We start from the raw sequence: 20,922 nt of genomic DNA, 5'->3' as shown, positions 1-20,922 counted from the left end.
AAAACAGTTTTTTCTGTTTTCCGGACAGGAGCTTTTTTTACATAACAGGAAATTTCGTTGACATTCCCCGTTATAAGCCCTCCGGGCAGGATCGCACTGCGGCGGCGGGGAATTCTATCGCTAAAGCGGCCCGCCGCAGGCGGAGAATCCCGCAAAGCAGGATTTTCTCTTCTGTTTTCAGCGGTAAATCCGCAGGATGCGGAGAACCTTTACCAGCTTCGTTCCCATCGGCATACGGCGCATTTCTGCTTCCGTCGTACCGGTTACAACCACAAAAGCAATCAGATATACGACGATTGCGATCAGAATTGCGGCCAGCATACTGATCGATGGACGCTTCGTAATGGCGAACAGACCATAATAAACAATCCAGGTTACAACACCCATAATAGCTGCTGCGATCAATGGTTTTACATAGGTATTTTTGAACTCATTGCGGAAATTCAGGTGTTTGCGGATCGAAAGGTTATTCAATACGCACATGCTAAGGGAGAACAGGATTCCTGCAAAGACAACGGCATAAATGTTTGTCTTTGGGAAAACTGCAAGGATCAGCGCCAGGACGACGAGATCCATTCCAAGGGAAATTGCTGCATTGTGCAAGGCTTTCTTCTGCTGCCCGATCGACTGCAGGACACTGTTGGTAATGGTAGACAGTGCAGAAAAGACAACCGATACGGCACCCATCATCAGCAGTTTGCCGGAAAGGCTCGAACTTGACGGGAACAAAACGCCTGTAATCGGGAATGCCAGGACTCCAAGGCCGACGGCAGCCGGAATGGAAATAAACATGGTCAGGCGGATCGTTTCCAGAATTTTGTCGTTTGCCTCGTCAAGGTCACCGGTTGCATAACAGGAAGACACCTCCGGCATCATCGCAGATGCGGATGCACTCGCCATGGCAAGCGGAACATTAATCAGCGTAACGTAATAGTTGGAAAACTCGCCGTATGCAGCGTTCAGCGCTTTCTGGTTTTCGCCGTGCCATCCGAGGATGGTAAAGAACAGATAGTTGTCCAGGTAGCGTTGCAGTTGTAAATGAATGTCGTGAAAATGACCGGCGTTACCATCAGAAAAAGTACCTGAAAAATTTCACGGTAGGATTCTTCACGGTGACGTGTATCTCTGGCCACCTTTCGCAGAATCGTTTTCCGATTTACCCCGTAAACGATCAGCATAAAGCAAAGGCCTGCCAGGACACCGGCTCCTGTTCCGAGGGTTCCGCCGGCGGCACCGAATTTGGCATGTTCGGTATCGTTTGTCGCGAACTGCTGGATGAAGAACCAGGCGGCGCCAATACTGAATGCGGCGTTGAATACCTGCTCGATGATCTGTGAAATTGAGGTCGGCATCATCGTGCTGTGGGCCTGGAAATAGCCACGCAGAACGCCGAGAACAGCCGAGAAAAAGATCGTCGGCGCCAATACACGCAGGGCGAGGAGTGCATTCTGCTGGTTATACGGCAGAAGGAATTTCCCGCCAAAGAATGCCACCAGTGCAGCAACTCCACCTACGATCACGGCGTAAAGAAGGGCACCGTGGAACACGCGATGTGCATTTCGGTACTCTTTTAATGCCAGACGTTCGGATACGATTTTTGACACTGCCATCGGAATACTATAGGAGGAGATCAGAAGCAGAATCGTATACAGATTACTCGCCGTACTGTAATAGCCAAGTCCCTCATTTCCAATCGTTTCGCCGAGCGGTGACCGGTATAAAAGACCGATCACACGTGAGATAATCGTTGCCGCCATTAAAATAGAAGTATTTCTCAATAATGTATTTTTCTTTTTACTCATGCTTTTGCTCCCGTATTACATTTTCGATCTGCCAGTCAATCGGCGCAAGACCGTTTTCTTCCAGATATTCGTTTGTTCTGGAAAACGGATGGCTGCCGAAAAATCCACGGTATGCAGAGAGCGGACTCGGATGAGCGGACATCAGCACCAGATGCTTTGGATTGTGGATCATCTCTTTTTTCCGCTGCGCCGGACGGCCCCAGAGGATAAAGACCATCGGTCGATCCTGCTCTGCGAGTACCTTGATCGCTGCATCGGTAAACTGTTCCCAGCCGATTTCCTTGTGGGAATTTGCCTGATGCGCACGTACAGTCAGCACCGTGTTCAGCATTAAAACACCCTGCCGTGCCCATTTTTCGAGATATCCGTTGTTCGGGATATAGCATCCCAGATCGTCCTCAAGTTCCTTGTAAATGTTGACCAGGGACGGCGGAATACTTACCTCCGGTTTTACAGAAAAGCAGAGCCCGTGCGCCTGTCCCGGCTCATGGTACGGATCCTGGCCCAGGATGACCACTTTTACCTGCTCGAGCGGGGTAAAGTGGAACGCATTGAAAATATCATCAGCCGGTGGATAAATGGTGTGAGTTTTATACTCCGCACCCACCGTCTGAAACAGTTTTTTATAGTAGTCTTTGGAGAATTCTCCCTTCAGGGCATTTGCCCAGCTTCCGCTAAGAGGCGGCATATCGTTTTCTCCTTCCTTTTACAGGCGGACCGGCACATTACGGCCTGCCAGATATTCTTTGACTTCACGAATTTCCAGTTCTTTGTAGTGGAACAGGGATGCGGCGAGGGCTGCATCGGCTTTTCCTTCGGTTAAGGCATCATAAAAATGCTCCAGCGTTCCTGCGCCGCCGGATGCGATGACCGGGATGCCGACGCTCTCTGCGATCGTTCTTGTCAGCTCGATATCGTATCCCGCCTTTGTTCCGTCGCAGTCCATGCTGGTGAGCAGAATTTCTCCGGCTCCGAGGCTCTCGGCTTTTTTCGCCCACTCGACGGCGTCGATGCCGACATCGATCCGGCCGCCGTTTTTGTAGATATTCCAGCCGCTTCCGTCAGCTCTCTTCTTCGCATCGATCGCAACGACCACGCACTGGCTGCCAAATTTCTGCGCCGCATCGCCAATGAGCTGCGGATTGTTGATCGCGGAGGAATTAATCGAAATTTTATCGGCCCCCTCTCGGAGCAGCATCTTGAAATCGTCCACAGTGCGGATTCCTCCGCCGACAGTGAACGGAATAAAAACGTTTGCCGCTACCTTCCGCACCATATCGACAACGGTTCCTCTCTGGTCGGAGGAGGCTGTGATATCAAGGAACACAACTTCATCGGCTCCTGCCTTGTCGTACGCTTTTGCAATCTCCACCGGGTCTCCGGCATCTTTTAAATCGACGAAATTAACGCCTTTTACGACTCTTCCGTTTTTTACATCCAGGCATGGGATAATTCGTTTTGTAAACATCGCTTAGTCCTCCTCTCCAATTTCCGCAAAGTTTTTCAGAATGGCAAGTCCAAGATCTGAACTCTTTTCCGGGTGGAACTGGCAGGCGAACAGATTTCCTTTTTCCACGGATGCATGGATGTGTGTACTGTACTCTGTCGTTGCTTTTACAATTTCCTCCTCTTCTGCTTTCAGATAGTAGGAATGGACAAAGTAAACATATGATTCCTGTGGGATGCCCTTGAATAATCTTCCTTCCTTCTGTAAATGGAGGGAGTTCCATCCCATGTGTGGAATTTTTAAGCCCTCTTTATCCGGAATCCGGAGAATCTCTCCTTTTAACAATCCAAGTCCTGCGACACCCGGACTCTCTTCGCTGCGTTCAAACAGAACCTGAAGCCCGAGACAGATTCCAAGAAACGGAGTCCCTTTTTCTACGATTTCATGAATAACCGGCACCAGATGATAGCGGTTCAGATTTTCCATCGCATCTCCAAAGCTGCCGACACCCGGCAGAACGACGTGATCTGCGCGTTTTAACACGTCTGGATCCCTGGTCAGTACAACCTCTTTTCCAAGGCTTTGAAAGGCTTTTTCCACGCTTTTTATATTTCCGGCATCATAATCAATCAGTGCAATCATAGGTGGGTCCTCCTCGTTTGTTATTTCAGTCCACGCCCCCTGTCATTGGGGGCATCTCTGCTGTTCTTTTGCAAACAGTACACTTCATTCTAACATACCGTTTTCTAAAATTCAAATTTTGAAGGTTATAAAATTATACAAAAATACAGAAATTCTTAAGATTTCTTTTACTCCCGCTCTTTTCTTTCTTTTTATACTGGACAAATGACGGGCATCACGCTACAATAAGAGCGTTGCACTAAGAAACGATAACACTTTGTAAAAAACGAGAGGTGTATATGATTACCAAATATCTGATTGTATTTTTGATTTCCATGGTTCCGCTCATCGAGCTGCGTGGTGCGATTCCGTACGCGGTAGCTTTCCATATTCCGACGCTTCCGGCCTATCTGATCGCCGTCATCGGAAATATGCTTCCGGTTCCGATTATTTTCCTGTTCGCTCGAAAGGTTCTTGTCTGGGGATGTGATAAAAAGTATATCGGAAAGTTCTTCACCTGGTGTCTGGAAAAAGGCGAAAAAGGCGGGGAAAAACTGAAAGCAAAAGCCGGCCGCGGACTTCCGCTCGCCCTGCTGCTCTTCGTCGGCATTCCGCTCCCGGGAACCGGCGCATGGACCGGCACACTGGCCGCAAGTATCCTCGATATGGACTTTAAGACCAGCGTTCTCGCCATCATGGGCGGTGTTCTCCTTGCAAGCGTCATCATGCTGCTTGCAAGTTCCGGCGTATTCGGGGCAATTGGGGCGCTTTTGGCGTAAACGGCTCTGCTTCCGTTTCAATTCCATAAAATTTGGCTTACAGCCGCACAGATTTGTTTTTCCGATCTGTGCGGCTGTTTTTGTATAACTTTTTTCTAACAGAAATTTTCCCTGCTGTTTCCTGTTCACGTTTTTCCGGATCGAATTCTGTTTCTTTTCTTCCAGTATTTTCTTGTACTATTTTCATTTTTCCTCTTGAACATTCGTTCGATTTGTGTTACACTTCTTTTATCGAACAGTTGTTCTTTTTATAAAATACCTGTTATCTTATTGTTTTACTTTTATTCGTATTCATTTGGACATAGAAAGGAATTTTTCTGCCATGCAGTTATCATCACAAACACTTTCTCTCTCCGAGAAGCTGAATCTTCTCGCTGACGCGGCCAAATACGACGTTGCGTGCACTTCCAGCGGTGTGAACCGTGCCGGAAAACAGGGACATCTCGGCAATTCGGTCTCCTGCGGTATCTGCCACAGCTTTTCTTCCGACGGACGCTGTATCTCTCTGTTGAAAATTCTGCAGAGCAACGACTGTATCTACGACTGTAAATACTGCGTCAACCGCGCCGGGAATGACCGGCAGCGCGCCACGTTTACACCGGAGGAGGTCTGTACACTCGTCACGGAATTTTATCGCCGAAACTATATTGAGGGACTCTTTTTAAGTTCCGCCGTCTGCAAAAATCCTGCCCATACGATGGAGCTCATGTACCGCACTCTGCATCTTTTACGTAATCGTTACCGCTTTAACGGCTACATCCACGTCAAAGCTATCCCGGGCGCACCCGCCGAGCTGATCGAAAAGACCGGCTATCTCGCCGACCGCATGAGCGTCAATCTGGAACTCCCGACCGGAGAAGGGCTGCAGAAACTGGCCCCGCAGAAGACACAGAAAGCGATTTTAAAACCCATGCGCCAGATCCAGTCCGGTATTGTAGATTACCGGCTGACCGCAGGGAAAAGCGCTTTTTTAGAGCGTTCCTCGGGAAACCGCTATCTCTCCCACTCCATTTTCGATACACGAAAGCAGATTTCCGCCTCCGCTGCCGATCTGGGCTGGATCTCTTCCTCCTCCGCGCGGTCACTGCCGGAAAAGGAACGCTCTGCTCCCTTCGTTCCTGCCGGCCAGAGCACGCAGATGATCATCGGTGCGACAAAGGAAAACGATTACCAGCTTCTCTCCACCTCACAGCTTCTCTACCAGCAGTATGACCTGAAGCGCGTCTTTTACTCCGCCTACATTCCGGTCAACGAGGATTCCGCCCTGCCCTCACGTGAAACCAAGCCGCCGCTTCTTCGGGAACACCGCCTTTATCAGGCAGACTGGCTGCTCCGCTTCTACGGTTTTCAGGCGGATGAACTGCTCGATGAAGCCCACCCGAACTTTCATGCACAGCTCGACCCGAAATGCGACTGGGCGCTGCGCCATATGGAGCTGTTTCCGGTGGAGATCAACACGGCTGAGTATGCCGACCTTCTGCGCGTTCCCGGCATCGGGCCGAAATCGGCCATGCGGATTGTAAAGAGCCGCAGAAGCTCCCATCTTTCATTTGATCATCTGAAAAAGATCGGTGTGGTGCTGAAACGCGCCAAATATTTTATCACCTGCGAGGGAAAAATGATGTATCACATGCGGCTGGAACAGCAGTTTCTGACCCGGCAGCTCACGGGAGAGGAAGCCGCCTCCAACTGGGAGGTTTCCCATCCGGAACAGTATCAGCAGCTTTCTCTGTTTGATGCTGCCGTACCTGGGCATATATAATCCCGGGCGTTCTTCTCACGGAAAAGCCTTTTTGCTGTATCTGCGCTTTTTGCAGAAGGCTGTTGTCTGTATCAATTGATTTCAGAAAGGATTTTATTATGACTGTTTACACCTGCAGCCCGGATCTTGCGTCGATCCTGACCTGCATCTATGAAGCCTGGAATTCCCGTCTCGGCTACCGCAATGTACGGCTGATGACGGAACCAGTCGGCAATCTGGAGCTGTTCTGCGATTACTGCCATGTTGAGCCGGACACAGAAAAAGCCGCCAGCGTCACGCGATCCATTCAAAAGAAGATCGGCGCAGCAGCCTGGCGGCTCGTCTATCTCTGTGCAATGTCCGAGAGAAGCGACGCTCCCGACATCATTTATCGTTTTCTGCTCTACGGCTTTTCCTATGGAAAGGATACCCTGCATATGCTGCAGGAACCGGCGGTATTCCACGCTTTTGAAGTTTCCCGTCAGGTCACAAATGAAGCGCATTCGTTCCGGGAATTTATCCGTTTTGCAAATATTTCCTCCGGTTTTCCGATCCTGGTCTCGCATATTTCCCCGAAAGCCAATGTGCTGACCCTGGTCGCTCCCCATTTTTCTGACCGGCTTCCCTCAGAAAACTGGATGATTCTCGATGATAACCGGCAGCTTGCCGTCGTGCATCCCGCTGACCGGCCCTTTTATCTGACCCGTCTTTCTCCGGATGAAATAGAACGCCTTTCCCTCACGGAATCCACTTCGGACCCTTACGAAGAACTCTGGAAAGGATTTTTCACCGCAATTGCCATCAAAGAGCGTTCCAATCCCGACTGTCAGCGTACGCATCTGCCGCTCCACTACCGGGATCATATGCCGGAATTTAAAAATTTTTAGAGTCTTAGAATTTTTCCAGCTGTTCCATGTTCAGCACAAACACAGTACAGCCTCCTGTCTGGGTATCAATCGGAACAGAGTAATTTCCGCCCGGGCAGAAGTTTCCGCTTTCCATCGGGGTGGCCGCATAGGTAACTGTTTTCCGAAGCCCTGCTTCCTGTTTTAAGATCGCAAGCACAGCGTCGAGCTTATGATCATCGGTTCCGATCAGCAGTGTTGTGTTCTTCTCCTTCAGGAAACCGCCGGTCGTGGCAAGCTCCGTCACAAAAAAGCCTTTTTTGTTCAACTCGGCAATGGTGTCTGCCTCGTCCTCTTTCCGTAATACAGCAACAATTAACTTCATACAAATTCCTCCTCGCATCCTCCGGTCAAACGGATTCTGATTTTTGAAAAGTCAGCTGCTTATGCCGTATGGCACATTGCATTTTTCTGTTTTCACAGTAAAAATAGCATAATGTCACGGAAAAAGAAAGTCTTTTTTTACTTTTTCACTTCAAATCCGTATGACACGGTTCCATTTTCGAATACCGCGTCCACTTCGTAGATGTAGCCGGCCTCGGCTCCCGGAATGCTCCAGCTCTCCGCATGCTCCACAGAAACGCTTTCTCCCTCCGGGTAACCATTGCCAAAGTTCTGCCCCCGGTCTTCGGCCGGCCATCTTTCTGCTGTGACAGAATCCGGCTCCTCCGAGAAGACAAGCTCCAGATCGGTTTTTCCTTCGTCATTTGCTGTATGCAGATCACTCAGTTCCGTCCATTCCAGAATGAACGCACTGTCCGCAACGACGTTCTGACCATTGCCGTCCTCATCAACATAAGACCAGGTATAACCTCCCTGTGTTGCCATAGCTGTCACCTGGGCATTTGGCTGTGTGTAGCACAGATTCAGAAACGGAATTTCCGATGGATCCTTTTCCGGCAGAATCTGGGAAAGTTCCTCATCGAATTTTTCTGCATCCGCCTCCGTACCGCCGCTGATTCTCATAATACGGCTGATACCCGGATATTGTCCCGGATAGGAGTTCAGCATAATACCGTCGCCCTCCACTTGAAGAAAATCTCCTTTTTTGATCTCGGACGGATCAATAGCATTTCCATTTTCATCGTAAAGTGTGTCGGACGGTGTATGTGTCACATAGATGTTTCCGTGTTCCAGATCTCCCAGGTACCATAACCCGGAATCTTCTGCAAGAAATACGGCTTTCTGTACTTCTTCTGCCCTATTGCTGTCCGCTGCAGTACTTGCTGTATCTGCATTCAGATTTCGGTCCCGTTCCGTTTTCATATAGATTCCGCCTCCAATCAGCACGGCGGCAACTACAACACCGGTCACTCCAAAAATAACTGCGTTTTCTTTTTTCATAAGCGTATTCTTCCTTTCCTGTTGTTTTCCCGTTTTTTTTACACGACTTGTTTTATCTTTCTGCAAGACATGCAAGAAACGGTTCCCCGTACTTTTCAAATTTGCTCTCGCCGACACCAGAGACCGCCAGCATTTCCTCTTTGTTGGACGGTTTCTCCATCGCCATCTGGATCAGTGTTTTATCCGAGAAGATAATATACGGAGGCACTTTATGCTCCTTTGCAAGCTCCATCCGGAGTGCCCGCAGTTTTTCGAATACCGCGGCCTCCTCGTTGGAAAGATCCTTTGCCGCTGCCGAGGTTTTTGTCTTTGTCTTCTCTTTTGCGGCTTTCGGAATCCGTTTTTCTTCTTTTGCCATCTTCATCAGCATCGTGCCGTCCTCATCCAGCAGCTCCGCCGCTTTTGGCAACAGGCGCACAATGCTGTATGTGTCGGCCGTTACATAGAGATATTCCCGGACCTGCAGTTCATTTAAGATCTGCCGCAGCCGGTAGACCGGCTCTTTTGCCAGTTCCCCGTAATGGGAGTTTTCATCCATGCGGTACTGGCGGATTTTCGCGGTATTCGCACCGTGCAGGGTATCGAGAATCACCGTCGTGCCGTAGCGCTGACGGCATTCCCGCACACAGCCAAGGATTGCCTTTGCCGCCGCTGTCACATCCACCGTTTCAAATTCCGAGAGGCAGTTGGAACAGTTTCCACAGTAATTGGAACCGTATTCCCCGAAATACCTCAGGATATAATCTCTGAGGCACTCATGGGTGAAACAGTAAAACGTCATTTTCTTCAGCCGTTCCTCCTCCCGCTGACGGATCAGCGCTGTCGTCTCGGGATCCTCACTCTCCTGCGCCATGTTTTCGATAAAAAACTGGTTTGTGATGACGTCCTGTCCCGCGTACAGCAGAATACATTCCGCCGGAAGGCCGTCCCTGCCTGCTCGTCCGGCCTCCTGATAATAGCTTTCCATGTTTTTCGGCATATTATAATGGATGACGTACCGCACATTCGATTTATCGATTCCCATACCAAAAGCGTTTGTCGCTACCATGATCTGCTTCCGGTCATAAATAAAATCTTCCTGGTTTTCCTTCCGTTCCAGGTCAGAGAGACCCGCATGGTATCTTGTGACAGAATATCCTTTCTGCTCGAGTTTCTCACAGACCTCCTCCACATTTTTTCTGGTCAGACAGTAAATAATTCCGCAGTCCGCCTCGTGCTCTGCAAGGAATGATTCCACGGCTGCGAATTTATCTTTCGGCTGCTGTACCGTAAATTTCAGATTTTTCCGGTCAAAGCCTGTGACCAGACGTACCGGATCACGCAAAGACAGTAGTGCTTCGATATCATCCCGTACCTCTTTTGTTGCCGTTGCCGTAAAGGCACCGATCACCGGCCGTGCGGGAAGCTGCTCGACAAACTCTGTGATTTTCAGGTAGCTTGGGCGGAAATCCTGACCCCACTGGGAAATACAGTGTGCCTCATCAACACTAATCATCGAAATTTCCATCGACTGCACCGCGCACAAAAATTCCGGTGTCAGAAGGCGTTCCGGGGCGACATAAATAATCTTGTACCGGCCCTCCATGGCAAAGCCGAGTGCCTTCCGGTACTGCGCCGCACTTAAGGAGCTGTTCAGAAACGCAGCGTGAATCCCCGCCTGGTTCAGGGTCGATACCTGATCCTTCATCAGAGAAATCAACGGTGATACCACCAGGGTAATTCCTGGCAGCAGAAGCGCCGGAATCTGATAACACAGCGATTTTCCTGCTCCGGTCGGCATGATGCCGAGCACGTCCTGTCCGTTCAGAAGCGCATCCACCAGCATCTCCTGCCCCTCCCGGAAGGAATCGTAACCGAAGTACTTTTTTAAAACCTCATATTTTGTCATCTTGTTTTTCTCTGCCCTTTCCATCCACTCTACCTCCATTGTGACATAGATTGCAGGTAAAGTCAAACAGATGTGTGCCGCATGTTTTCTTTCATCCATACATATATTGTCTCAAAAAGTCCTGGAGGGGGATTTTATGCGTTCTCTTTCACCCCTTTCCCGCCGGATCCTGAAAAAAGCCGGTATCGCCGCCGCTTTTTTCTGCTCCGCTTTTCTTTTTGGCTCTGTTCTGTCCCACTTTACCTGCCGTGCGCTCCGAAAGGCAGCCCCAGTTTTTCTCTCTGCTGCGCCGGAGACACCTGTTTCTTCCGTTTCGATGCCCGTCCTCTCCTCTGCTGCCGAAAACTGGGGGCTCTCCTTCCCGGAAAAAGGGAAGACTCCCGTCGGCAATGCTACATCCGAAGAGCTTGCCGCCTACAACGCCTGGTTTGCCGCTTCACCGGAAGAAAACATCATCTATCTGACGTTTGACTGCGGCTATGAAAACGGCAACACACCAACGATTCTTGATGCGCTCCAGAAGCATCAGGCTCCCGCAACGTTCTTTGTCGTCGGCAATTTTCTCTCCGACCAGCCGGATCTTGTCAAACGTATGGCAGCGGAAGGCCATATCGTCGGAAACCACACCTGGTCGCACCCGGATATGTCCAAAATCTCCACGCAGGAAGCCTTCTCAGAAGAACTGAACCGAGTCTCCACACTTTATCAGGAAACCACCGGCCAGGAAATGGTGAAATTTTACCGGCCGCCGCAGGGAAAATACAGCACACAGAACCTGCAGATGGCAAAGGACCTCGGATACCAGACGTTTTTCTGGAGTCTCGCCTATGTAGACTGGTACCAGGATCAGCAGCCGACCCACGAGGAGGCTTTCAAAAAGTTGACCGGACGCATTCATCCCGGTGCCATCGTCCTGCTTCATAATACCTCATCCACCAACGCGGAGATTCTCGATGAGCTGCTGACGAAATGGGAAGAAATGGGATATTCTTTCGGCTCTCTCGATCAGCTCGCATCGAAATCTGCCTGAGGACCGGAAATACGGTTTCTCATGTATTTCTATCTTTCTTTTGTTCTGCTTTTTTTATCCTGCTTTCAAACCGGAATGCCTCCTCTTTTACTTCCTTCCAGAGCCGCAGCACACAGAGCAGGTTCGGCACCGCCATGCAGGCATTGGCAAGCTCCGCAAAATTCCAGACCGTTTCTGCCATGCAGACGCACCCGGCAAACGCTGCAAAACAGAAGAAAACACGGTAAACCATTCCGAAGCTATCCTTTTTCACCAGCCAGAGAAACGCCTGCTCCCCCTGGTATGCCCAGCCGGCCATCGTTGCAAATGCGAACAGCAGAATCCCGACCGCGACAACATAGCCTCCCGCCGGTCCGAACACACTTTCAAAGGCCTGAATTACCATCGCCGCTCCATCCGCTTTTTCCGCCTCCAGTATCCCCTCTGCCGCCCCGGTCACTCCAACGGCAAGGCCGGTCACAAGACAGATCACCATGGTATCAACGAACACACCTGTCATGCTGATGTACCCCTGCCGCACGGGATCGTCGGTCTGTGCCGCCGCAGCACTGATTCCGCCTGCTCCAAGCCCTGCTTCATTCGAAAACACACCGCGGGAAATTCCATACCGCAAGGCCGGCGGCAGCAGGGAAATTCCCGCACCCACCGCTCCTCCCGATACCGCCCGGAAAGAAAACGCGTCCCGTACTATCGCAAGCAGTGTCCGCGGAAGCTCTCCGGCGTGCAGACCGATTACCATTCCTGCCCCGCCCAGATAAAAGAGTGCCATTCCCGGTACCAGCACCTCCGCCGCTTTTGCAATGGAACGCAGTCCGCCTGTCACCACGAGCAGAAGAAGAATCGTCAGCACCAACGCGCTTTTTTCTCTTGCCACGCCAAACGTATCCTGCATCGCCAGCGCAATCGAGTTTGCCTGCGTCATATTGCCCATTCCGAGAGATACCAGCACGGTGCTTCCGGCAAAAAACACAGCCAGCATCTTCGCCAGCCGCTCCCCCGGAAATGCTCTGGTCAGCGTCACCATCGGACCGCCGCAGTATGTTCCGTCTTTTCTTTGCATCCGGTACTGCACCGAGAGAAAACTCTCAGAAAATTTCAAAGCAAGTCCCACAACCGCCGCCAGCATCATCCATCCCAGTGCTCCTGGTCCTCCAAGCGCCATTGCGGAGGCAACCCCCACGATATTGCCCGTCCCGATTTCCGCCGCAAGTTCCGTCATCAGCGATGCGAACGGCGAAACTCCTGCTTCTGTTTTCTCCCCGCTGTATCTCGCCTCACGGCCGAATGCTGTACGAAGCGCAAAGAACAACCGTCGAATGGGTAGCGCGCGAAGCTGGATGGTCAGAAAAATGCCTGTCCCAAGCAGCAGAAAAAGAAGCGGCGGTCCCCAGGCGGCTGCATTCACCGCTTTTAGAAATGCATTGATTTTTTCAAGCGTGGCCATATCCATTCCTCCCTGTACAAAGTTCCAAAGGAAAGCAGTTCCCGTCCCTCCATTGTTAAACGGTTTTCTGTCCATGCATCGCAATGTTTTCTCTGCACTTTATGCAGCACCGCACAAAAAAAGAACCCGACAGCAGCCTTACGGCCCGTCCGGTTCTTTCGATCTTCATCTTATTTTGTTGTATTCCGCTTCCGCCCGTTTTTCAGGACTCCTGCTCCTTTAAATCATCCGCCACGAGAACACCCGCTTTGAAGCCCATCAGCATCATCTCGAGCATTTCTGCATCGTAATTGCGGTATTTCAGGTAATAAAACAGCGAATCGAGATAATTCAGAAAGCCTTTTTTCGTCTCCGGACTTAAAATCACCCGTTTTCCGTCGCCCATCAGATATTTGGCAATCCGGGAAAAGACGAACTTTTCGTTCAGAAATGCCATCGCATCCGATGTCTCATCCTCCACCAGGATCTGGATCGGTTTTCTCCGCAGCAGCCAGTAGGTCTCATAGGAGATCACTTTCAATGAATTGATATGCTTTGCCTGATGAAAATGTTTCAGGCGGGAAATATCCGTGAAATAGTCCAGCACTGCATGGCTCAACAGCGACTCGCTGATCTGGATTTTCTCGCGGATGCCGAGACTCTTGGCAAATTCCTCGATTTCTTCGTAAAAAACAGCGTAACGGCTCTGGATTACTTCCTCGGAAAATTCTTCCAGAAGTCCGTCGTAGTTTGTGTATATTTTTTCTATTGTATTCATTTTTCCTCCCCGGGCAGATTCAGGATTTCATAGCAGAGTTTCGTCCGGACAAAGTCGGTATATTCGGTCATCTCGCGTTTTTCCATTGTTCCGTAGCGGATCGGCGAGGTATTTCCCATCAGATGTTTTCGGATTTTTCCGGCTTTGACTGCCGCCATCATATTCTCCGCAGAGTCCTCTGCTGCATGAGAGAAGCCCATGCGGCCCGTGTTTCTTCCATCCATTTTTTATCCTTTCCCATGTCTGAAAAGCAGTTTTATTCTTTCAGTATGCTCCAGACGGCATCATCCATCGTATGAATTTCATTCAGATCGCGTTTTTCCACCGCTGCCTTGACCTGCGGTTTTAATTCACGCTTGCGCACGATCGTTTCCTTGCTCTGGAACTTCTCATCCGGCACAACCTGGAGACGGCGGTAGAACGATCCCATCTCATCTCCCATGCCCGCCAGACGGTTCAGCAGCTCGGAAAACTCTGTCAGCATGGCGTTTCCCTTGCGCCGCGGGTAAAGAATGCTGTGGTCAATCTCTCCCCAGCCCTCCTCGAACAGCGTCTTAATCTGAATTTCAATGTAGACGCCGCGGTAAACGACAATGTAATGCACCGCACGGTAATGTTTCCGGTCCAGAATGTTCTCCTCCGGAATCCAGTTCACATAAATGTCGGCGTAATCGCCAAGTCTTGTATGGACTTTCGGCGGCTCTGCCATATAGCCCGATGCGTTCTGGTCGTAGTCACGGCCGTAATCACGGATGTATTTCTCCGGATCATTTTTAAACCAGTGCGTAATGTATTTATGGAAGTTTACCCAGTCCTCCCGATACAGCAAAAGTCCCCGGATTCCGATCAGATCTGTCACGTAACGCATATAGCTTGTCGAATCCATTTTCCGGTACTTTGCATAATTTTCTAGGCGCTTGCGCACCAGCTTTTCCACCAGATGTTCGGTGTCCTTCAGACGGCTGTGGTACGACTGCAGTCCGATCTCTTTTTCCTTGTCCTGCAAAAACTCTGCCACAAATTCTTTTCGGATCTTTTCCAGCGTCGGACGGCGCCGTTCATAATCATCCGCAATTTCCAGCAGTTCTTCCCAGGAAATATCTGCTTCCTCAAATTCCTGCGGCAGAATTCCGAATTTCTGCAAAAACTCGTCCTTTGTCAGATACACGTAGATTCCTCGCTCTCTTTGTCAATTCAACGTACAGGTTTCTTTTTTTCAGAACGCACCCCGGAGAAACCCGGCCCCGCTGCGTTCTGACGCACCGGAGAGATTATAGCACATTCATCCCCGCTTCACAAGTAAAATCTTTATTTAAGAATGCACATTTCCACTTTAATCTTTCTGCCAATTTCTTAAACTTTCCTTAAGCTGTCTTGATGTTTCACCTGCCCCATGGTAAGATAATCGTGACTTGGCAGAATTGTCTGCTGTTTACACTTACATTAAGAGGGAGGTCTTTTTTATGTGGACTCGAGAGGAACTGAAAACCCGCGGAAAAGCCGCATTTTTACGCAATTACTGGATCTGTGTGGTAGCCGCCTTGATTCTGACTCTGCTGGTCGGAAGCGGTACTTCTAATTCTGGAAATTCCAACAATGACAGCAATCAGACTAACTCGGTCGGTATATCTGGATTTACGATTTCTTCCGATAACTTCAATGTGGAATCCTTTGCAGAAAAATTCACCCCGCTTGGACCGGTTAAATTTGTTTTTACTGTCTTCAGCGGCATTGTACTTCTTGTCATTGGTCTTGCCTTTATTCTGATCCGTATTTTTGTTCTTGCACCATTTGAGGTAGGAGGCTCGAGGTTTTTCATTGAAAACTCGATGGAAAAAGCGGGACTTGGCAACATACTGTTCGGATTCCAGAACGGCTACTATGGAAAAACTGTGTGGACTCTGTTTTTAAAAAATCTTTATATATTCCTCTGGTCGCTGCTTCTTCTGATTCCTGGAATTGTGAAAGCTTATGAATACCGCATGGTTCCTTATCTTCTCGCCGACTACCCGGAACTTTCGACCGAAGAAGCATTCCGCATCAGCCGTGAAATGATGAACGGTGAAAAGATGAATACATTTATTCTTGATCTCTCCTTTATCGGATGGTATATTCTTTCCGGAATCACCTGCAATCTTGTCGGTATTTTCTATCTGTATCCGTACAAATATGCAACCGATGCCGAACTGTTCCTGGTTCTGAAACAGAATTACTTCTCCAGCCGGAGTTATGGCAATACGTATCAGGCTTACTAAACCGCACAAAAAATCAGGTGCTTCTCTTTTTCGGGAAGCACCTGATTTTTTTATGTATTTCTTTTTAAATATCTCTTAGATATAATCTTTCATTTCAAAATACCGCATCAGAATATCGGCACAGTTCTCGATGCCAAGATCCGAGGTATTCAGGATCATATGGTAGTTATTGACATCGCCCCATGTCTTTCCGGTATTTTTATAATAATACTCGGCACGCTGCTTGTCTGTCTCTTCCAGCATCACCTCAGCCGCCTCTCTTGTCAGGGAAAACAGCTTCATGATACGTTTGATCCGGTCCTCTTTGTCCGCGCAGACATAAATATTGATGACGTTGCTTTTATCTTTCAGAAACTCCGAAGCACACCGTCCAATGATAATACACGGCTGTTTCGCCAGCTCGCGGATCGCATCCGCCTCAGATTCAAAGGCATTTTCACGCATGCCGTGCTCTACATCGTCCTTATCATATACCGGGATATGCAGTCTCTCGGAAAGTTCTTTCGCAATAATACTCGCCCCAGTACCAAACCGGCGGCTCATCGTAATAACTAAGTTCATTTGCCACTTCCTCCTTCGCACTTCTCATAACGCAAACAAACGCCTTATGACAAATCAAAAAATTTTTCTTTCGCTGTCTTTTATTATAACAAACCCCCACCGAAAACTCAAGGTTTTTCGACAGGGGCATGGATCACTCAGGCGATGGTGATTTCTTCTATTTTCTTTTTTGCGAAATGATTGAATGCCGCGATGACTCTTCCTGTGCAGACCATGGCTATAACAGTGCCGATTCCGATTCCTACCGGGCGGCCGGCATCGATGAGGCCGATCGCAAGGGAAATGACGATGGCGGAGAAATCAAAAAGATTTTTTCCGAAACCCATGTTCTTTCCGCAGCGCTCGCCGAGAACTCTTGCCAGGCCGTCGGCCGGGTTTGGGACGATGTTGACGTCTACGGTCACAGCGGCGCCGATTCCCGTAAGAATGATGGCAAGGACAAGAACGAGAAGCCGCATTCCCATCTGGTCAGGTGCCGGGAAAATCCGGTCGAAGATGGTGATAAAGGCGCTCGTCAGGTAACTTGCGGCAACCTGCAGAAGCTGGAACGGCGGGAATTTTCCTTTCAGCAGTACGATCTGTAATACGATGAAGATCAAATACGCCACGAAGACGGCGGTTCCTGTTTCATAGCCGAAGATCTGTGCCACGGCGTACGGCATGGAGATGATGGGCGATACGCCGAGGTTCGTCTTCGTATTCAGTGTGATACCGAGTGCCAGCACCATAATTCCAATCAGATAAAGCGCAATGCGCAGAATCCATTTCTTTTGTTTTTCCTGCATAATTTTCCCTCTTTTCTTTCTGTAACAACGCTTCTATCTTAACACACATCAGGGAAAATGTGCAGTAAGTCTATCGGATGCAGGATTACTCCTCCTCCAGCACACAGCCTTCTGGTGCATAAGTTTCAAAAAGCCAGTCCTCAAGCGCATTCAGATTATCATCGGAATGCTCGACCTCACGCGCATAGCGCCAGGAAAGCTCCTCGATGTCGTGCATGGAAAGCGTTTTTCCATTTTCCAGCCACCGTGCAACCAGGATTTCCTGAATCCAACGGACAGAGAACAGCGCGAGTTCCATTTTGGAACAGACCATATCGTCATAGACGGCGCCGCAGAAATAGGTGTAGACGAAAAACATCAAAAGCTGCTCACCGATGTTTTCCCACTCTGCACGGCGTTCACCTGCAGCGCCCCAGGTGCGATGGAATTCTTCACAGATGGCCTGATAAGCGGTTTCTCCGTTCTGATACAGCGCTTTTTCTGTGCCGTCAAGCACAGTATCCCATTCCGGACGAAGACGCTCGAGACCGCGGAGAACGGCAAGTTCCTTCACCTGGCGGTCATATGCATGAAAGGATGCAGCATCCACACCTTTTTCCGCAAGGCTCTCCGCCACGCACTCGCTTAAGGTTCCCTCTTCCAGATGCTTTTCATACTTCCGAAGCAGGTCATCGATATCATACTCCCGCTGCTCCTCCATACAGATCTGATACTGTTCTGCGAGCTGCTCTGCCGCCGTCATGCGCTCCTGCAGCGGCAGTTCGCGGTTCTGCAGAATCCGGAACAAAACATCTCTCGTGTCTTCCAGCTGGGAGAACATCATGAAGTCAAACTCTTCAAAATCATCCTCCTCGTCGGTCTCCTCCTCCAGAAAACGCACCGGCTCTTTGCAGGACAGGATAATCCGTGCAGCTTCCGGGCAGGAAAGGGACAGGGATAATTCACGCAGACCCTCGTACTCCTCCGTATGGCGCGGGTAAAGGCGGCAGGTGTCACATAAGGAATCCGGCCCCAGTTCCTTGTAAAGATCGCAGAGATTTTCATCATTCAGAAAGGCACAGCGGCGGTTGTTCTGGTAAAAACACTCTTCCTCCCAGTCGATCGAATTGCGCAGGCGCTTTCCAAACTCACTCTTCTCATTTCCATACCGCTCCAGGGAATCCTCGTCGATCACGATCTGCCAGCCGGCACAGCACGTATCCGGGCAGTCTCCGGCGGTGCATACAAACTGGTCGTAAAAATGTGGTTTTAAATATCTCATGCTTTTTTGTTTCCTTCTTTATATTTCTGTACGATCCACGCACCAGCCTCGCCGACCGGCATGCCGCTTTTTTCTGCAATTACTGCGGCACTCTCGTACTCTGGGTAAATTTTTTCGATCTCGCCGTGGCGGCAGATCTTGACTGTCACATGGCCGTACTCGGTTGCGATTGTCGCAAACTCGCGTTTCATCACGGTGCGCTCCATCCGGCAGCGGCGGATGCCGATTGTGGTGGTCTCGGCGAATATGATATTTTCCAACGTCTCCCGCGTTTTATCATCACAGATTACATCCAGCTGGTAAGCCGGGCGGTTTTTCTTCATATAGACCGGGATGTAATGGACATCTCTTGCGCCTGATCGCAGCAGTTTTCCCATGCAGTAGCCGAGCGCCTCGCCGGTGCAGTCATCAATGTTGCACTCCAGCTTCCAGATCGTATCTTTCTCGTCGTTTTCTTCTGTTTCGAGCATCATTGCACGCAGCAGTGACGGGCGCTCATACGTCCGTTTTCCGGCGCCAAGACCTGTTCTGGTACATTTGAAGGATGCCGGCAGTGTCTCTTTGGTACGGATTGCCGCAACAATGGCTGCTCCGGTCGGTGTGACCAGTTCACCCTGGATTCCGGTCGGAACGAGGGTCAGGCCATGTGCCTGTACGATATTTAAAACAGCCGGTACCGGAACCGGGATCATGCCGTGCTGGCATCTGACAAAGCCGCTTCCCTCGCTGAGACCCGTCACGATGACTTCATCCGGCGCCAGGTTATCCAGGCAGACAGCGGCAGCCACAATATCAACGATGGAATCGACAGCTCCCACCTCATGGAAATGCACCTGATCAAGCGGAACGCCATGGGCTTTTGCTTCCGCTTCGGCAAGAATCTGGAAAATCCGCTCCGCCAGCGCTCTTGCTCCCGGTGTCAGACCGCCGCTGCGGATAATCGCAAGAATCTCCGGCAGCCCGCGGTGCTCATGATGGTGATGATGCTCCCCTGTGTGATCGTGGTCATGGCTGTGCGCATGCTCGTGGTCATGATGATGCTCGTGATCATGTGGATGGTCATGCACTTCCGCCCCATCCCCGTGCAGATACGCCATATCGTGATCATGGTTCTCATGCTCTGCATCCAGAATCACATTGAAATCGCAGGCATCCAGCCCCGACTTTTTCACTCTTGTAATCGCAATTTCGTATCCCGGCAGTTTCAGGCTTTCCAGTGATTTCTCCAGTACTTCCCGGTCTGCTCCCAGGTCGAGCAGCGCTGCAACGGTCATATCTCCGCTGATTCCGCTCCCGCACTCCAGATATAAACTTTTACTCATCTTGATGTACTCCCATTCTGTTAATCTGTGTTGCAATATATCCGGCTCCATAGCCGTTGTCGATATTCACGACGGCAATTCCGTTCGCGCAGGAATTGATCATCGTAAGCAGCGCCGAAAGACCGTTCATGCTGGCCCCGTAGCCAACGGATGTCGGAACAGCAATCACCGGCTTGTCCACCAAGCCGCCGAGCACGCTCGCCAGCGCCCCCTCCATTCCGGCAACGGCTACAACGCAGTTGGCGCTCTGAATCGTATCGAGACGCGACAGCAGGCGGTGGATACCGCTCACACCGACATCGTAGATACGCTCAACGTTTGCACCGAAGTATTCTGCGGTCTGCGCCGCCTCCTCGGCAACGGAAATATCCGCAGTTCCAGCCGTACAGACCGCAATTTTTCCGATCCGCTTCTTGTCTTTCTTTTCTATTTTTAAAATATGCGACAGCGGATCATACACCACTTCCGGAAACTTTTCGCGGATCAGCTCATACTGATGCTCACTGGCTCTCGTTCCGAAGACCTCCCCATCCTGCTCGTACAGACGCGTAAAAATCTTCAGCAGATGTTCATCCGCCTTCCGCGCACAGAAAATGACCTCCGCAAATCCGCTCCGGATTTCACGGTGCGTATCCAGCTTAGCATATCCCATCTCCTCGAACGGCTCTTTTTTGAAATATTTCTCTGCCTCCTCGATCGAGATTTCGTTGTTTTTTACTTTTTCTAATACCTCTCTTGCCTCCAAAGCATTCACCTCGTTTTCGTTTTTTCCTTTTTTTCACACCCAAATACGATACAACATAAAAAGAAAGCCGAAACCTCTGCTTTGTCAGAACCTTCTCTTTTCTGACACCGCAAATCTCCAGCTTTCTTTATTTTAAACTATGAAGTGCACTTTAAGTCAAGCAGATTCTATACACAAGTATACCCTGCTTTCTGCGTTCCCGCAATGTTTTCTTTTCGCAGTGTGAGTCATCGTA

At 49.9% G+C, this 20,922-nt stretch carries 22 protein-coding genes; 5 read left to right on the top strand and 17 right to left on the bottom strand.

What is annotated here, in order from left to right:
• Positions 1–177 precede the first annotated feature (177 nt).
• From DWZ60_RS11095 to hisH, 5 genes are read right to left on the bottom strand one after another with little or no spacing between them, the layout of a single operon-like run.
• The gene (locus tag DWZ60_RS11095; RefSeq protein WP_119199147.1) at positions 178–900 is read right to left on the bottom strand and encodes a lipid II flippase MurJ; all 723 of its coding nucleotides are present in this window, start codon (positions 898–900) and stop codon (positions 178–180) included.
• Between the two features lie 59 nt (positions 901–959).
• A complete protein-coding gene (locus DWZ60_RS11090) occupies positions 960–1,802 on the bottom strand; it encodes an oligosaccharide flippase family protein (RefSeq protein ID WP_119199146.1) in 843 nt (280 codons plus the stop codon).
• The gene (locus DWZ60_RS11085; RefSeq protein WP_055219339.1) at positions 1,795–2,490 is read right to left on the bottom strand and encodes a uracil-DNA glycosylase; all 696 of its coding nucleotides are present in this window, start codon (positions 2,488–2,490) and stop codon (positions 1,795–1,797) included. Before DWZ60_RS11085 ends, DWZ60_RS11090 begins: the two co-directional genes overlap by 8 nt.
• Before the next feature lie 18 nt (positions 2,491–2,508).
• Complete coding sequence (hisF, locus tag DWZ60_RS11080; protein ID WP_117804392.1) at positions 2,509–3,270, bottom strand: imidazole glycerol phosphate synthase subunit HisF; 762 nt, start codon at positions 3,268–3,270, stop codon at positions 2,509–2,511.
• A gap of 3 nt (positions 3,271–3,273) precedes the next feature.
• On the bottom strand, positions 3,274–3,891 hold the full coding sequence (gene hisH / locus DWZ60_RS11075; RefSeq protein ID WP_117804391.1) for an imidazole glycerol phosphate synthase subunit HisH: 618 nt from the start codon (positions 3,889–3,891) through the stop codon (positions 3,274–3,276).
• A gap of 278 nt (positions 3,892–4,169) precedes the next feature.
• Between hisH and DWZ60_RS11070 the strand changes: the two genes are divergently transcribed.
• From DWZ60_RS11070 to DWZ60_RS11060, 3 genes are all read left to right on the top strand, one after another.
• Positions 4,170–4,649: a COG2426 family protein gene (locus tag DWZ60_RS11070; RefSeq protein WP_117804390.1), complete on the top strand. Its 480-nt coding sequence runs from the start codon at positions 4,170–4,172 to the stop codon at positions 4,647–4,649.
• A gap of 322 nt (positions 4,650–4,971) precedes the next feature.
• Positions 4,972–6,411 (top strand): putative DNA modification/repair radical SAM protein, encoded by a 1,440-nt coding sequence (locus DWZ60_RS11065; RefSeq protein WP_117509203.1) that lies wholly within the window; start codon positions 4,972–4,974, stop codon positions 6,409–6,411.
• Positions 6,412–6,509: 98 nt separating this feature from the next.
• On the top strand, positions 6,510–7,277 hold the full coding sequence (locus DWZ60_RS11060) for a TIGR03915 family putative DNA repair protein (RefSeq protein WP_117509204.1): 768 nt from the start codon (positions 6,510–6,512) through the stop codon (positions 7,275–7,277).
• 4 nt (positions 7,278–7,281) lie between these two features.
• On the opposite strand, the gene DWZ60_RS11055 is transcribed toward DWZ60_RS11060, so the two are convergent.
• From DWZ60_RS11055 to recQ, 3 genes are all read right to left on the bottom strand, one after another.
• Complete coding sequence (locus tag DWZ60_RS11055; RefSeq protein WP_055227503.1) at positions 7,282–7,620, bottom strand: cyclic-di-AMP receptor; 339 nt, start codon at positions 7,618–7,620, stop codon at positions 7,282–7,284.
• A 137-nt stretch (positions 7,621–7,757) separates the two neighbouring features.
• The gene (locus DWZ60_RS11050) at positions 7,758–8,639 is read right to left on the bottom strand and encodes a hypothetical protein (protein WP_117509205.1); all 882 of its coding nucleotides are present in this window, start codon (positions 8,637–8,639) and stop codon (positions 7,758–7,760) included.
• Between the two features lie 52 nt (positions 8,640–8,691).
• Positions 8,692–10,527, bottom strand: coding sequence for a DNA helicase RecQ (gene recQ, locus DWZ60_RS11045; RefSeq protein ID WP_117509420.1), 1,836 nt, complete (start codon positions 10,525–10,527; stop codon positions 8,692–8,694).
• A gap of 136 nt (positions 10,528–10,663) precedes the next feature.
• On the opposite strand from recQ, the gene DWZ60_RS11040 reads away from it, so the two are divergent.
• Entirely contained in the window at positions 10,664–11,557 is an 894-nt protein-coding gene (locus DWZ60_RS11040; RefSeq protein WP_226906352.1) for a polysaccharide deacetylase family protein, read from the top strand.
• A 19-nt stretch (positions 11,558–11,576) separates the two neighbouring features.
• Here the strand turns inward: DWZ60_RS11040 and DWZ60_RS11035 are convergent, their stop codons facing one another.
• From DWZ60_RS11035 to DWZ60_RS11020, 4 genes are all read right to left on the bottom strand, one after another.
• Positions 11,577–13,001: an alanine/glycine:cation symporter family protein gene (locus DWZ60_RS11035; protein WP_158554960.1), complete on the bottom strand. Its 1,425-nt coding sequence runs from the start codon at positions 12,999–13,001 to the stop codon at positions 11,577–11,579.
• Between the two features lie 202 nt (positions 13,002–13,203).
• Positions 13,204–13,758, bottom strand: coding sequence for a hypothetical protein (locus tag DWZ60_RS11030; RefSeq protein WP_022461914.1), 555 nt, complete (start codon positions 13,756–13,758; stop codon positions 13,204–13,206).
• Positions 13,755–13,982 (bottom strand): hypothetical protein, encoded by a 228-nt coding sequence (locus tag DWZ60_RS11025; protein ID WP_055227506.1) that lies wholly within the window; start codon positions 13,980–13,982, stop codon positions 13,755–13,757. The genes DWZ60_RS11030 and DWZ60_RS11025 overlap by 4 nt, the downstream gene beginning before the upstream one ends.
• Positions 13,983–14,014: 32 nt before the next feature.
• Complete coding sequence (locus DWZ60_RS11020; RefSeq protein WP_226906353.1) at positions 14,015–14,926, bottom strand: GTP pyrophosphokinase; 912 nt, start codon at positions 14,924–14,926, stop codon at positions 14,015–14,017.
• A gap of 295 nt (positions 14,927–15,221) precedes the next feature.
• Here DWZ60_RS11020 and DWZ60_RS11015 point away from each other — a divergent pair, with 295 nt between their 5' ends.
• Positions 15,222–16,013, top strand: a complete 792-nt coding sequence (locus DWZ60_RS11015) for a DUF975 family protein (protein WP_117509207.1) — start codon at positions 15,222–15,224, stop codon at positions 16,011–16,013.
• 75 nt (positions 16,014–16,088) lie between these two features.
• Here the strand turns inward: DWZ60_RS11015 and DWZ60_RS11010 are convergent, their stop codons facing one another.
• The 5 genes from DWZ60_RS11010 to larB form a co-directional block, all read right to left on the bottom strand.
• On the bottom strand, positions 16,089–16,574 hold the full coding sequence (locus tag DWZ60_RS11010) for a cytidylate kinase-like family protein (RefSeq protein ID WP_022461910.1): 486 nt from the start codon (positions 16,572–16,574) through the stop codon (positions 16,089–16,091).
• A gap of 137 nt (positions 16,575–16,711) precedes the next feature.
• Positions 16,712–17,359 (bottom strand): YczE/YyaS/YitT family protein, encoded by a 648-nt coding sequence (locus DWZ60_RS11005; protein ID WP_117509208.1) that lies wholly within the window; start codon positions 17,357–17,359, stop codon positions 16,712–16,714.
• Positions 17,360–17,444: 85 nt separating this feature from the next.
• A complete protein-coding gene (gene fliB, locus DWZ60_RS11000) occupies positions 17,445–18,620 on the bottom strand; it encodes a flagellin lysine-N-methylase (RefSeq protein WP_055265399.1) in 1,176 nt (391 codons plus the stop codon).
• On the bottom strand, positions 18,617–19,942 hold the full coding sequence (gene larC, locus DWZ60_RS10995) for a nickel pincer cofactor biosynthesis protein LarC (RefSeq protein ID WP_117509209.1): 1,326 nt from the start codon (positions 19,940–19,942) through the stop codon (positions 18,617–18,619). The genes fliB and larC overlap by 4 nt, the downstream gene beginning before the upstream one ends.
• The gene (gene larB / locus DWZ60_RS10990; RefSeq protein WP_055219567.1) at positions 19,935–20,687 is read right to left on the bottom strand and encodes a nickel pincer cofactor biosynthesis protein LarB; all 753 of its coding nucleotides are present in this window, start codon (positions 20,685–20,687) and stop codon (positions 19,935–19,937) included. Before larB ends, larC begins: the two co-directional genes overlap by 8 nt.
• Between the last annotated feature and the right edge of the window lie 235 nt (positions 20,688–20,922).

This window comes from Blautia sp. AF34-10, assembly GCF_003477865.1.
Classification (GTDB): Bacteria; Bacillota; Clostridia; order Lachnospirales; family Lachnospiraceae; genus Fusicatenibacter; species Fusicatenibacter saccharivorans.
Note: the sequence above shows the minus strand (reverse complement) of the source record. Positions and strands in the feature narration are given on the sequence as shown.